General features: G+C 42.0%; 13 protein-coding genes. 11 read left to right on the top strand and 2 right to left on the bottom strand.

Annotated elements, in window-relative coordinates; all coding sequences use genetic code 11:
* The first annotated feature begins 8 nt into the window (after window positions 1-8).
* The 9 genes from IZT61_RS09385 (at window position 9) to IZT61_RS09345 (ending at window position 10,158) form a co-directional block, all read left to right on the top strand.
* The gene (locus IZT61_RS09385) at window positions 9-2,234 is read left to right on the top strand and encodes a hypothetical protein (protein WP_196100883.1); all 2,226 of its coding nucleotides are present in this window, start codon (window positions 9-11) and stop codon (window positions 2,232-2,234) included.
* A complete protein-coding gene (locus IZT61_RS09380) occupies window positions 2,234-3,241 on the top strand; it encodes a hypothetical protein (RefSeq protein ID WP_196100882.1) in 1,008 nt (335 codons plus the stop codon). The genes IZT61_RS09385 and IZT61_RS09380 overlap by 1 nt, the downstream gene beginning before the upstream one ends.
* A 729-nt stretch (window positions 3,242-3,970) precedes the next feature.
* Entirely contained in the window at window positions 3,971-4,978 is a 1,008-nt protein-coding gene (locus IZT61_RS09375) for a hypothetical protein (protein ID WP_196100881.1), read from the top strand.
* 266 nt (window positions 4,979-5,244) lie between these two features.
* Window positions 5,245-5,703 carry a hypothetical protein gene (locus IZT61_RS09370; protein ID WP_196100880.1) on the top strand — a complete coding sequence of 153 codons (459 nt, stop codon included), beginning with the start codon at window positions 5,245-5,247 and terminating at the stop codon, window positions 5,701-5,703.
* Between the two features lie 547 nt (window positions 5,704-6,250).
* Window positions 6,251-6,664, top strand: a complete 414-nt coding sequence (gene rpsL, locus IZT61_RS09365; protein ID WP_196100879.1) for a 30S ribosomal protein S12 — start codon at window positions 6,251-6,253, stop codon at window positions 6,662-6,664.
* A gap of 17 nt (window positions 6,665-6,681) precedes the next feature.
* On the top strand, window positions 6,682-7,149 hold the full coding sequence (gene rpsG, locus IZT61_RS09360; protein ID WP_196100878.1) for a 30S ribosomal protein S7: 468 nt from the start codon (window positions 6,682-6,684) through the stop codon (window positions 7,147-7,149).
* A 106-nt stretch (window positions 7,150-7,255) separates the two neighbouring features.
* The gene (gene fusA, locus IZT61_RS09355; RefSeq protein WP_196100877.1) at window positions 7,256-9,370 is read left to right on the top strand and encodes an elongation factor G; all 2,115 of its coding nucleotides are present in this window, start codon (window positions 7,256-7,258) and stop codon (window positions 9,368-9,370) included.
* A gap of 136 nt (window positions 9,371-9,506) precedes the next feature.
* The gene (gene rpsJ, locus IZT61_RS09350; RefSeq protein ID WP_008244591.1) at window positions 9,507-9,812 is read left to right on the top strand and encodes a 30S ribosomal protein S10; all 306 of its coding nucleotides are present in this window, start codon (window positions 9,507-9,509) and stop codon (window positions 9,810-9,812) included.
* 16 nt (window positions 9,813-9,828) lie between these two features.
* Window positions 9,829-10,158, top strand: coding sequence for a hypothetical protein (locus IZT61_RS09345; protein WP_196100876.1), 330 nt, complete (start codon window positions 9,829-9,831; stop codon window positions 10,156-10,158).
* A gap of 3 nt (window positions 10,159-10,161) precedes the next feature.
* Here IZT61_RS09345 and IZT61_RS09340 read toward each other — a convergent pair whose 3' ends face one another.
* Window positions 10,162-10,818 (bottom strand): response regulator transcription factor, encoded by a 657-nt coding sequence (locus IZT61_RS09340; RefSeq protein ID WP_196100875.1) that lies wholly within the window; start codon window positions 10,816-10,818, stop codon window positions 10,162-10,164.
* 380 nt (window positions 10,819-11,198) lie between these two features.
* Between IZT61_RS09340 and IZT61_RS09335 the strand changes: the two genes are divergently transcribed.
* Window positions 11,199-11,441 carry a hypothetical protein gene (locus IZT61_RS09335; protein ID WP_196100874.1) on the top strand — a complete coding sequence of 81 codons (243 nt, stop codon included), beginning with the start codon at window positions 11,199-11,201 and terminating at the stop codon, window positions 11,439-11,441.
* Window positions 11,442-11,547: 106 nt separating this feature from the next.
* On the opposite strand, the gene IZT61_RS09330 is transcribed toward IZT61_RS09335, so the two are convergent.
* Window positions 11,548-11,910, bottom strand: coding sequence for a hypothetical protein (locus IZT61_RS09330; protein ID WP_196100873.1), 363 nt, complete (start codon window positions 11,908-11,910; stop codon window positions 11,548-11,550).
* Between the two features lie 172 nt (window positions 11,911-12,082).
* Between IZT61_RS09330 and dgt the strand changes: the two genes are divergently transcribed.
* The gene (gene dgt / locus IZT61_RS09325; RefSeq protein WP_196100872.1) at window positions 12,083-13,426 is read left to right on the top strand and encodes a dGTP triphosphohydrolase; all 1,344 of its coding nucleotides are present in this window, start codon (window positions 12,083-12,085) and stop codon (window positions 13,424-13,426) included.
* Window positions 13,427-13,631: the final 205 nt, after the last annotated feature.

Raw genomic sequence — 13,631 nt, 5'->3', positions numbered from 1 at the left:
AGTTCCCGATGAAGCAAATAGGTATTCTTCTATTCATATTCTCCATAATTTCTATGATGCATGCGCAGGCGCAGGTGGTTATTGATGCCAAGGGCACCAAGACCGCCATAGACCCGAGCAAGTGGAGTGAGAATGGTAGCGATATTTATAATAAAAATACCGGAGGCGTGGGTGTTGGAACGGCGGGAGCAGTTAATCCCAATGCTGCATTGGAAGTAAAATCGACCACTAAAGGCGTTTTAATTTCACGGGTTGCATTAACTGGTACCACTGCTTTTGCGCCCTTAACAGCGCATGTTGCGGGCATGATGGTTTATAATACAGCTACAGCCGGTACGGCGCCCAATAATGTAAGCCCAGGCTTTTATTATAACGATGGTACAAAATGGGTAAGGGTGGCCGACGCAACCAATGGCGACCTTACTAAGGATGCCTGGGTTGACGATAATGCCAATACAATGGTAAAGCTCGGCACATTGAGCGATGGTACAACCGCCCGGCCTGTAGGCACAGAGATGGTGGTAAAAGATAATGGATGGGTAGGTATAGGCACATCCACTCCCTCATGGATGTTAGATGTAGTGGGGCCTGCTGCTATTGGACAGTTCAAGCGAATTGGCCCTGGGCTTACCACCTCCCAGGCGCCTGGTTTTTTGTTTACTCGTGCGGCGGGATCGCCAGGAGCCGAACAAAACATTAACGTGGGTGATTATTTGGGTAAGCTGCAGTTTAGAGGTCGTGTGAATGCTAAAGATGAGGACTTTGGCACACTTGCTTATATCGCAGAAGGCACCACTGCCAGTATAGCAGATGGCACTATTGTTAGCCCTGGTTTCGCTTCAGGCAGATTTGTTTTTTCTCCAAACGCAGGAGGGACAGAACTAATGAATATAAACACCAGGTCGGGCAATGTGGGCATAGGTGTTACTGCTCCAAGGTCGCTTTTAGATATTAAAGGCTATGCCAAATTAGGCACTGCCGACGCTACTGCTGATGCCTTAACAACTGCCTCTGACCGGGCTGGGATGATTAGATATAACAGCACTACCAAAGCACTACAATACCACGACGATACCCAATGGCTTACGGCAGCCTCTACCGCAACTGCCGATTTAACCAACGATGCCTGGGTGAACGATAATGCCAATACGATGTTAAAAATTGGTACCTTAAGTAACGGCACAACGGCTCGCCCTGCGGGCACCGAGGTTGTTATTAAAGATAGCGGAAAGATGGGTATTGGTACCGCTGCTCCCCAGGCTACTTTACACGTAAGAAACGGAGATTTCAGGCTCGAAAATGAAAACAACTGGAATGCCTACAAGGGGATTACTTATTCGGATACAAGATATCCGCAATTGTTTTTATTTAAGGCCAGCGGAAACACTAAAGCAACGGCCACATACCCGCCGGCAAACAATACCTTAGGGGTATTTAGGGCGGCCAATGCCATTGATTCTACTGGTGGAGCTGGTTTCAGGGTTTCATCCACCCAGCAGCAATCGGCCGCTGCCCACGGAACTTCAATGATTATTTTTACCAATCCAAACGGTCAACCAAATAATGTCGATCAGTTTATAGTTGATCAGAATGGCAACACCGGAATTGGCACAATGACTCCCTCAAGTAAATTAACTGTAGAGGAAAGCACTGCCGCAACTTATCTGAACATCGCTAATTTTATGGCGCCATCCAATACAATCGCCGGCAATAATACCAGCTTAAAATTTGGGGTGTCGAACACCAACAAAAACAGCGCAGAGATTAGGTTTAACTACACCGCCGATCAAAGTAATAGCAATCGTATCGACTTTTCATTTAATAGTATTGTTGCGCCCTTAGCGAGTATTACGGCAGGTGGTAATATGGGCATTGGCATAGAAAATCCTACAGCCAAACTGCAAGTAGCCGGTACCGTTGCAGCGCCAAATTATACAGCAACCATACAGAGCATAACGGGTACGTGGAATTTAGATTTAGGCGCTAACGCCAACTGGACCCTTGCCGCGGGTGCTAATGCCTTAACCATTACCAATCCCAAAGCTGGTATGTTTGGCCTGCTTAAGCTAACCAATTCCGGTACAAGTACCATTACACTACCTGCTGGCTCAAAAGTAATCAATGGTGGAGCAGGCGCTGTATCCTTAACGCAGGTGGCCAATGCAGTAGATATACTCACTTTCTATTATGATGGTGCTACTTATTGGTGGACGTATGGCAACAACTATAATTGATGATGAAACTGCTATTAACTTCTATTGTTATTTGCTTTTGCCAGTTTGTAGCGGCTCAGCCACCACTTCAGCAATTTTGGGTATTTAACAAAGCCAGGCAAGGGGGGACCGGGCTGCTAGATCAAATCGGTTCGACAGGAGCTTCGATGGCCTATAGCGTTCGAAAATTAAGAACAGCTTACGCAGGCCCTGCAATGCGGGTTCGCAGAGGGACAGGAACGGCCTTGGCTACAGCAGATGTAGCCTTTAACGGCACCACCGGTGCAGTTGATGCAAACAGCATTGTTACCATTACTTCTGCAGGCACAACAAGCGGGGTTACCGTTGGCAGCACAATGGCATTTAGCACATTTTACAACGGGGTTTCAGTGTATGTAGCTACCTGGTACGATCAAAGTGGCAATGCAAGAAATGTAACGCAAGCAACAGAGAGCAAACAACCACGAATTGTTAATGCCGGAGTTATAGACGTGTCTAACACAAAAACAAGTGTTCTATTTACCGGAGCCAGCAGTCAGGTATTACAGGTAGCAGCGGCGCCAAGCACTATACTTACCTCTGGGTATATCGGTACAGCATCGGCGGTTTTTGAAGCTTCTTCTGGTAGTACCGTTGCCTATGGTTTTTCTCCCAACGGTTCTGGAAGGTGGCAAACCCATGCCAATTGGGGCAACTTTCTCTATTTTGATGTAGGTAGCGGCTCTTATGCCCGGTTTTACTTTAGTAATTCAGGAAATGTGGGCTTATTAAGAACTTATATGATGATTGCATCGGCAACCGCCCCACGCATGCAGGTTTTCATTAGCGGAGCAAGTATTACTACTGGCGTAACCAATACGGGAACACCCTCAGCATCCCCAGCAAACATGACCACTTTTAACATTGGTGGAACGGATTATTTTCATACAGGCCATCAATCTGAGATGATTATTTTTCCAGTTGCGTTAGGCACAAATGAGATCACTATAGTCAACAATAATCAAAAAGCATTTTATAATACGCCTTAGTTAACTTCCAAATAGAAAGTGTAGTCAATTGAAATGGGATTGAATGTTCCGGTATGTTTGTTCGGTTTTATCTCCATCAATGGTGCTTTAGCTGTTGTGCATCCCTAGCAGTTTAGTGCCTTATCCACGCGTATTGCTATTTTCAGCGTGGATGAATTAATTATTTCCGCACCGCGAATCATGCTCAGGAGGTTCTCTTTCCATAGCTATCGTCCACAACAGCAAACAACTTCTTCAAAACACTTCAATTAATCGGCTAATCAACGCCCGGTGTAATGCGTGGTTTTGTTCTTTTTTGTTCATTTCGATTTCCAGATGGTAAACTACTTTATGCGAAAAAAGTGCCTTCTGAATAAACTGAATGGCTTTTTTCCCCACTACCGCTAGGTACCATACATCGCATTAACTATTATTGCAAAATCAGCGCTTTTTATGCCAACGCCGGTTTACGGAGGTAGAAAGGATGCAAAAGCCCTATTGGCTCCGGCCAATCCACCCCTAATGCCGCCGCCCAGGCGTTGTATTTAAAAAGCGCCATTAGCCTTTATTTCTGTAGGCACTGCAGCATCAGCAGCAATTTTCAGCGTCACTTCCCCGCCGATCTGAACGTTTCGACAATGGTAGGGCAAGTGTTGCGAATCTGATGTCTGGCAACAGTGTTTTTCAAGTGTGATTGCAATGTAACGATTACATCAGAATTGAAGGGTTTACAATTAATGTACCTTGCAAATGAAAAGGCTGTTACAAATCATTCCTTTACTACTTATATTTTTTAACGGTAACACTTTAGCGCAAAATCCCATCCAAAGCTTCTGGAGCGGGAATCAAAATACCTATTTGCTCGATCAAGCGGCCCCGGTAAGCGCCTCGTCATTTGCTTATAGTTTGAGGAAGTTGCGAAGGGGATACACGGGATATTGTTTGCGGGTACGGCGTAATATTCTTCTGGATAATACCGAAGCAGATATCGCTTTCGATGTAAACGGAGTAGTTAGCGCTAAAAGTATAGTTACGATTACAGCAACTATACCGCTCACGAGTGGGTTAAACGTAGGCGATAAAATGACGCTGGCTGCCTTTAAGGGGTCGCAGCAACTCCTTGCTACGATATGGTACGATCAGGGCTTGAATGGCTACCACGCCACCCAAACAAATGTGTTGGTTCAGCCCGAACTGTTACTTAACACCGCGGGCACAGGAAACACCAAGCCGTCGCTATCTTTTAACGGGAGCCAATATTTAATAGTGGGGCAACCGCTACAAAATTTAATGACCAACGGTATAAACGGAACGTTTTTGTTGGCTGCGAAAGTGGGATCGAATACCACAATCCAGTATTCTTTTGGCTTTGTAAACGGCACAACCTGGCGGTGGTTGTTACATCTGAACTATAATAATGGGAACGTTTATTTTGATGCGGCTGAACCTTGTTGTACGGTGTCTGATCGGACATTTGCAAATAGCACCAGCCTAAATACCTGGAAACAATACTCTTTTATCAGAGGTACAAGCAGCAAGTTGGCAAGAAGAAGCAATGTTACAGTAATAGACGATAGTACGGCCCCTTCGACTGCAAGAACTGGGGGCGATTTTTGGATTGGGTCGGCATCGGGAATACCCTTGCTCAATTCGGCTTTTATTGGTAATCTTTCAGAGGCTGTGATGTTTCCCAGGGATTTTACTGCGGCACAAGTAGTCCCCTTGGAGTTTAGCCAGATCCAATTTTGGGGATTGTAACGCTCAGTTAAAAAATAGCCTTATCCTGAATTGCAAATCTATTAGGGCAACGGTATCGTCGTAAATGGTGCGTTAGATGCCGACCGCCTCAAAAATTGCAAACCACTGGATTCTGAATGAGGCACCTATACCTGTGAATGTACGAAATGCTAAAAATCACATTGGGTTATTTGCCTGTAGCTAACCACACAAAGCGAGATATCCCTGCTTTTTTGTCCGTTTTTATTCGTTTTAGTTTATCTTTGGTAAAAATTCACCCCTAACCTATGACGAAAAATTTACTCCTATTTTTATCCTTCCTTTCGTTATTCTTTTTTTCTGCTTGCAAAAAAGACAACATTAAAAATCTCAATAGCATCAGCTATGGCACTTCTTTTGGCTTTTGTTCCGGCTATTGTTCGAATACCTTATTGATTAGCGATTCGAAACTTACTTTTTCGAAAACGAAGAACGGCCAAACGCCTGACACGAGAACATGTACAAAAACCATCTCCGAAAATGAAATTGCAGCCATAAAAACAGAGCTGAATATGAGCAAAATTACGAGCCTGCCTGAGGTGATTGGCTGCCCCGATTGTGCCGATGGCGGAGCCGAATGGGTTGCCGTTAATGCCGATGGAAAACAATACAAGGTAACTTACGACTACGGCAAAACGCCTAAAGAGTTAGAAGCCGTTGTTGCAAAGTTAAAGGCGCTCAAAGATAGTTTTAACGGGTGTAATTAAGGAAACACCCTTAAACTTATAGAAAACCAGATAACGCCAGAGAGAAGGGAAGCTAACATTTCATTGAGCCTTTGGTTTAATCAAGCTAACAACAAACAGACTGGTTACTCAAGTAAGATAAACCCGGTGGGAGCGGGCACGAAGCCCCCCTTTTCTTTGGTGCGAAGTAAAGCGGACGACGGGACGGAAGCCAGGCGAAGAACTACAGGTTTTGCTTTTCTGATTTATTTAATACGTAACATCAGTGTTAGTTTTGGACTTTTACCGATAACTCGACGCTTTTACCCAAAGATCTGAGACTCTGGACTGAGACTAACCACTAAAATCTTCCAATTTGGATATTTTAACAATAAACCCGAGGTTTCTACCCAAAGACTTAAGACTCTGGACTTGAGACTCCTGACTAAAATCTCCCAACTCCAAACTTTTTCCCTTAACCCCTTGATTTTTAAAAAGAATTGTTCTACTTTTGCAGTCCGTTTTATGGGCTATCTGAGAGGATGCCGGGGGAGCGGTAAATTTTTAATAAAAAACATAAAAAAGCACAATGCCAACTATTCAACAATTAGTTAGAAAAGGTAGAGTAGCAATGGAGTTCAAAAGTAAGTCTCCAGCGTTGGACAGCTGTCCACAGCGAAGAGGTGTATGTACACGTGTGTACACCACTACCCCTAAAAAACCAAACTCAGCAATGCGTAAAGTAGCCCGTGTTCGTTTAACGAACGGTAAAGAGGTGAATGCTTACATTCCTGGAGAAGGTCACAACTTACAAGAGCACTCAATCGTTTTGATTCGTGGTGGTCGTGTTAAAGATTTACCAGGTGTACGTTACCACATCATCCGTGGTGCATTAGATACATCAGGCGTTGCTGGTCGTAACCAACGTCGTTCTAAATATGGTACTAAACGTCCTAAACCAGGTCAGGCAGCTGCTGCACCTGCAAAAGGTAAAAAGAAATAATCGGGAGGAAATAAGAAATGAGAAAGTCAAAACCAAAAAAGAGAATTATTCTTCCTGATCCAAAATTTAATGATATTCAGGTAACTCGTTTTGTAAACAATATGATGTACGATGGAAAAAAATCTATCGCTTACGCTATTTTTTACGATGCTGTTGAAATTGCTGAGAAAAAAGCAGGTGAAAACGGTTTAGAGATATTCAAACGTGCCTTAACTAACATTATGCCAGCCGTAGAGGTTAAATCTCGTCGTGTTGGTGGTGCTAACTTTCAGGTTCCAACCGAGGTTAGACCAGAACGTAAAACCGCTTTAGGTATGAAATGGTTAATTTTATACGCTCGTCGTCGTGGTGAAAAAACCATGAAAGAGAAATTAGCTGGTGAAATGGTAGCTGCTGCCAAAGGTGAAGGTGCTGCTGTTAAGAAGAAAGAAGATACGCACAAAATGGCTGAGGCTAACAAAGCGTTCTCACACTTCAGATTCTAGTACACAGATAAAATAGATTATAAAAGGATTACACAGATAAAGGAATTTTCATCGATATATAAGATCAGTGAAGTCTTTTCAATCTGTGTAATCATATTTTAAAACAATGGCAAGAGATTTAAAATTTACAAGAAATATTGGAATCGCGGCTCACATCGATGCAGGTAAAACTACAACAACTGAGCGTATCCTTTATTATGCTGGTGTAAGTCATAAAATTGGTGAGGTGCACGAAGGTGCTGCAACAATGGACTGGATGGCACAAGAGCAAGAGCGTGGTATTACCATTACTTCGGCTGCTACAACAGTAAACTGGAACTACCGTGGTAGCAAATACCATATCAACATTATCGATACACCGGGACACGTGGATTTTACCGTAGAGGTAAACCGTTCGTTACGTGTATTAGATGGTTTAGTGTTCTTGTTTTCTGCAGTTGATGGTGTTGAGCCACAATCAGAAACCAACTGGCGTTTAGCCAACAACTACAACGTTGCCCGTATTGGTTTCGTTAACAAAATGGACCGTTCTGGTGCCGACTTCTTAAAAGTTGTTAAGCAGGTTAAAGATATGTTGGGCAGTAACGCAGTTCCATTGCAATTGCCTATCGGTGCCGAAGATAACTTTAAAGGTGTGGTTGATTTGATTAACAACCGTGGTATTGTTTGGAATGAGCACGATAAAGGGATGACCTTTACCGAAGTGCCAATTCCTGATGATATGTTGGATGAAGTTGCTGAGTGGAGAGAAAAATTATTGGAATCAGTTGCTGATTACGATGAGACGTTGATGGAGAAATTCTTCGATGATCCGAACTCAATTACTGAGCGTGAAATTTTAGACGCTTTACGTGCAGCTGTATTAGATGCTAAAATTGTACCAATGGTTTGCGGTTCATCTTTCAAAAACAAAGGTGTACAAACCATGCTTGATTATGTGATGGAGTTATTGCCTTCGCCTTTAGATTCTGAAGGTGTTGTAGGTACAAACCCTAACACCGAGGCTGAAGTTTTATTAAAACCATCAGAAAAAGAGCCGTTTGCAGCATTAGCATTTAAAATTGCTACCGACCCATTCGTTGGTCGTTTGTGTTTCATTCGTGTTTATTCAGGTAACTTAGAAGCAGGTTCATACGTTTACAATACACGTTCAAACAACAAAGAACGTATTTCTCGTATCTTCCAAATGCACGCCAACAAGCAAAACCCAATTCCTAACGTAGGTGCTGGTGATATTGCTGCGGTAGTAGGCTTTAAAGATATTAAAACTGGTGATACCCTTTGTGATGAGAAAAACCCAATCGTATTAGAATCGATGGTATTCCCTGATCCGGTTATCGGTTTAGCTATTGAGCCTAAAACTCAGGCCGACGTAGATAAATTAGGTATGGCTTTAGGTAAATTAGCTGAAGAAGATCCTACTTTCAGAGTGCAAACAGATCAGGAAACTGGTCAAACAGTAATTTCTGGTATGGGCGAGTTGCACTTGGATATCTTAATTGACCGTTTAAAACGCGAATTTAAGGTAGAAGTTAACCAAGGTGCGCCACAAGTAGCTTACAAAGAGGCAATTTTCGGTACGTCAGAACACCGCGAAGTTTACAAAAAACAATCAGGTGGTCGTGGTAAGTTTGCTGATATCAAAGTGGTAATCTCTCCAATTGATGCAGACTTTGAAAAAGGCGGTTTACAATTCGTAAACGAAATTGTTGGTGGTGCTATTCCTCGTGAGTTTATCCCTTCAGTTGAGAAAGGATTTGCTTCTGCAATGGCAAATGGTGTGTTGGCAGGTTATCCGCTTCCTGATATGAAAGTTCGTTTGATTGATGGTTCATTCCACGCGGTCGATTCAGATGCTTTATCATTCGAGCTTGCAGCCCGTATGGCATACCGTGAGGCTTTACCTAAATGTAAACCAGCTTTGATGGAGCCAATCATGAAAATCGAAATCTTAACCCCTGAAGAAAACATGGGTGATGTTATCGGTGATATGAACCGTCGTCGTGGTCAGCTACAAGGTATGGATACACGTGCAGGTTCTCAAGTAATCAAAGCATTGGTTCCACTTTCAGAAATGTTCGGTTATGTAACTCAGTTACGTACCATCACTTCAGGTCGTGCAACATCAACAATGGAGTTTGATCACTACGAGCCAGCGCCTAAAAACGTACAAGACGAGGTAATCGCGAAGTCGAAAGGCAGAGTTAAATCTGAAGACTAAGAATGGTATAAGGTAAAAGGCGTAAGGTAAAAGGTTTCAAACCCTAAGCCTTACACCTTAAACCCTCTACCTTTTTAAAAATAAATCCGATTTCTGTTGTTAATAGCTCTAACAGGAAATCATAATTAAAAATAAGATGAGCCAAAGAATCAGAATTAAATTAAAATCTTACGATTATAACTTGGTAGATAAATCTGCTGAGAAAATCGTAAAAACTGTTAAACCTACGGGTGCAGTTGTAAGTGGACCGATTCCACTTCCTACAGAGAAGAAAATCTTTACTGTATTACGTTCTCCACACGTAAACAAAAAAGCTAGAGAGCAATTTCAGTTGTGCGCTTACAAACGCTTATTGGATATTTACAGCTCGAACTCTAAAACAGTTGATGCTTTAATGAAACTTGAATTGCCTAGCGGTGTTGAAGTTGAAATCAAAGTTTAATTGATTTTAAAATGAATTGAAAGGTCTTGATGAAAATCAGGGCCTTTTTTTTGTGCTATTTTTTCGCGAAACAAAAGGTAATCCTTATGGTTTTATAAGCATGAACAATCAAGAGGATAATAACGAGAATTTACCTGTGGAGGGTCAAGACTTTGCCGACACTGAAAAGGAGTTGAAAGAAAAACCATCTTCACACGGCGAAGTCGCTAACCAAAAAGAAGGAGATTTTACCGAACTTGAAGCGAGTAGGATGGAGCACCCACCGAAACATCGGGAAGACAATGGATCGTCTAAAGATGACGTTGACAGTAACACAAACATCGATCAGCAAAAGGGCGTAGATTAGCGCTTAATCGATAATGCCGTTCCTTACCGCAAAAGTAATTAAAGCCGCCGTATTTCTCTTTCCCGTTTTATCGAGCAGGTTTTGCCTGTTGCCTTCAATGGTGCGCTTACTCGTAAACATCTTTTCAGCTATTTCGCCATTCGTTAGCCCTTCGGCTATCAAACCGAGTATTTCGATTTCCCTTTTGCTAATATTTAGTTTTAACGATGCGCTGGTTAACGGTGCAGCAGACCTTGCAATTTGGGCCAGCAACCTAATGCCAATACTGGCCGAAATGTATTCGTAACCGAAAGAAATTTGCTTAATTGCAAAAATGATCTCTGCTGCATTAACGTTTTTAAGCAAATAACCCCTTGCTCCCGCCTCAAAGCATTTTAAAATTATATTCTCATCGTCTACAGTCGTCAAAATAATTATTTTGATGTGCGGATATTGCTGTATCAACTGCCGGGTAAGCGAAATACCATCTACAGCTCTCATATGCAGTTCGGCAATAACAATGTCTGGCTCCAGGCCATCTCTCAATTTCTCAAATAGATCAGCACTGCTTGTAGATTCGGCAATAATGCTGATATCCGAAGCATTGATCAACAGCGCAATAATGCCATTTCGCACAATCGCATGGTCGTCGGCTATTAGCACTTTCAATGGCGTATTCAAATGACAGAGTTTAATTTGATGGTAGTACCAAATATCGAAATAATATGATCCTCAAGCATTTAGGTTTATACGCGAAATAAAAGTATAAATACGCGATTTAATACCGGATTAAACCTGGGCAATTATTTGGTGCTGTTAATCGGTTGTAAATTCAGCGCATAAAAGATGAGGATATTGTTACAACCGGAGAGATGATAATCTGTTGCAATAATCGCAGATAATTGCAAACTGTGTTTTGTTAAGAATATAGTGATTGGTTCGCTTTTTCTTATTTCAATGCGGCTTCTTACGGTCCGACTTTCAAAATGCCAATCTAAAATTCTAAACTTTTCGCCTCGAGCTGTGTTATCTCATTATAACCTTTTATAAAACAGCTACACATGAATCAGGAAAATCAAAGAGATCCTAACGCAGACGATGGAATTGAGTGGGATAATGGAGAGGCTACCTATGGACATAAGCTTCCAGAAATAAAGCGCAAAGATTTGCCCGACGAGGCGCATTTGACTAAATCTGATGTAAACGCCAGTGAAGAACTTAAGAATCTTAATTTAAGTCAGGATGAAGATCTGGCGAATAGAAATCAATCTAAAAACAAGGGGATTGCCGGAAAAGACTTCTAAAGTTTCATAATTCGAGAGTTTTGAACAACTCAAATTCCAGGTGCAAGCAGAACAGACTATCCCAACAATTTTTATCAGTCGTTGGTTATAGCTATTCAGCAAACCATTATATTCCGGTATTTAAAGCATGATTTTCGTCTTGCTCGTTAATACTACCCTCCGTTTTAAAATCTTTGCCGGCGCTTCCCGTTCCACTGGCTGCACTCTCAACGGTGGCATTTTTACCAGTATTGGTATAGCTATCGTCGCTCAGTGAGTCTTTACCTTGCGTGCCGCTATTGTCCAATCCATCTTTCGCTTTGCGGTTACCCTCGATCAATTCACTAGGTTCTTTCCCAAAAGCGGTGACCTCATTTGTATCATTTTGAGTTTCGTAGGCTTTCTGAACATCCGATTTTACGCCATTGTCGCTACCTGTTTCTATATATCCTTCTGTGTGATCTGCCTTGTTATATATGCTGGTTTTCATAATCGATTTTTATTACAGAACAGATTATTGCGCAAATGGTTTCGAATTGCTATCAGCTTAAACAATTTTGCGCCTAAACATTTGATATAAATAGAACAAATCTTAAAAAATTATCCCGCCAATTTTTTGCCTTTTGCTTAACTTGGCCCCGTTTTAATTTTAACAATATTTAATGGAGTGGAAATATTTACTATCGAATAAGCGGTTTGGACAAGAAAGTTGGACGGGTGATCGTGACAAGGCTCGTTCAGATTTTCAAAGAGATTATGATAGGTTGATTTTTTCTTCGCCATTTAGGCGTTTGCAAAACAAAACACAGGTGTTTCCGTTGCCGGGAAGTGTGTTTGTACACAATAGGCTAACACACAGTTTGGAGGTGGCAAGCGTGGCCCGCTCTATGGCGAACATTTTTTTAAATACAGTTGAGGAAAACATGCCTTCGCTAATTAAAGAGGTGCCGCTAATTACCGAAGTAGGGAACATTGTTGCCGCCGCTGCTTTGGCTCACGATCTGGGCAATCCGGCTTTCGGCCATTCCGGCGAAGCAGCAATTTCGCGTTATTTTACCGACGGCGATGGTCGGATTTACCAAAAAGATGTAAGCGAACCGCAATGGCACGATTTGACCAATTTTGAAGGAAACGCAAACGCAATAAGGATATTAACGCACCCATTAAAGGGAAAGGGTAACGATGCCTACGCACTTACTTATTCTACTTTGGCTTCAATCGCCAAATATCCATGTGCCGCCATTGCAGGTAAACAAAAAGGTTTATTGCACCGAAAAAAATATGGCTTTTTTCAGTCAGAAGAAGAAACATTCAAAAGAATTGCCACCGAGCTTGGCCTGGAACAAGAACAGGCAGAGCATTTGATTTATAAGCGCCACCCGCTGGTTTATCTGGTTGAAGCGGCCGATGATATTTGCTACAGCATTATCGATTTGGAAGATGCACATCGGTTGAAAATTCTTTCGTATGAGGAAGTAAAAAGTTACTTATTGCCTTTTGCCAACTCCACTACGATAGAAGATCGGTTGAAACACAATTATGAAGATGACGATGCTAAAATTGGTTTATTAAGGGCAAAGGCCATCAATACTTTAACAAACTGCTGTGCCGAAATATTTTACCGCGAACAGGAAAGCTTGCTTAGTGGAACGTTGAATCAAAGCCTTACCGATTTAATTCCCGAGCCGTACCTTACCGCCTGGAAAGCCGTGGAAAAAGTGTCGATCGAAAGAATTTATAATTTCTCGTCGGTTATTCAAAAAGAGGTGGCTGGATATAAAATTATGGCCGGTTTGCTCGAAGAATTTGTGCCTGCATTAATTCATAACAATACGCATTACTATAAAAAGTTGGTTAAACTTATTCCGAAACAATACCACACCGATCTAACCGACATTTACTCAAGAACGCAGAGCGTATTGGATTTTGTGTCGGGCATGACCGATTTGTATGCTGTTGATTTGTACCGGAACATTAAGGGAATTTCTTTCCCTTCTGAAACTTAAGTTTTCGCCTTGTGAAAGGGAATTGTTATGGAAATAGATAAATCAACAAATTAGTCACATAACAGAATCCTTCAAAAATAATCCCTCATATCGATCGCGATTTTTTAATCGGGAAGGATACCGCTTAGCACGGGCTTAAAGCCAGCGGTATTTAGCGAGCAAATTTCTTCTTGAGCTGTGCCAAAGGCATCCCTTTGCGAAAAAA

Source organism: Pedobacter endophyticus (assembly GCF_015679185.1).
GTDB classification, from domain to species: Bacteria; Bacteroidota; Bacteroidia; order Sphingobacteriales; family Sphingobacteriaceae; genus Pedobacter; species Pedobacter endophyticus.
Note: the sequence above shows the minus strand (reverse complement) of the source record. Positions and strands in the feature narration are given on the sequence as shown.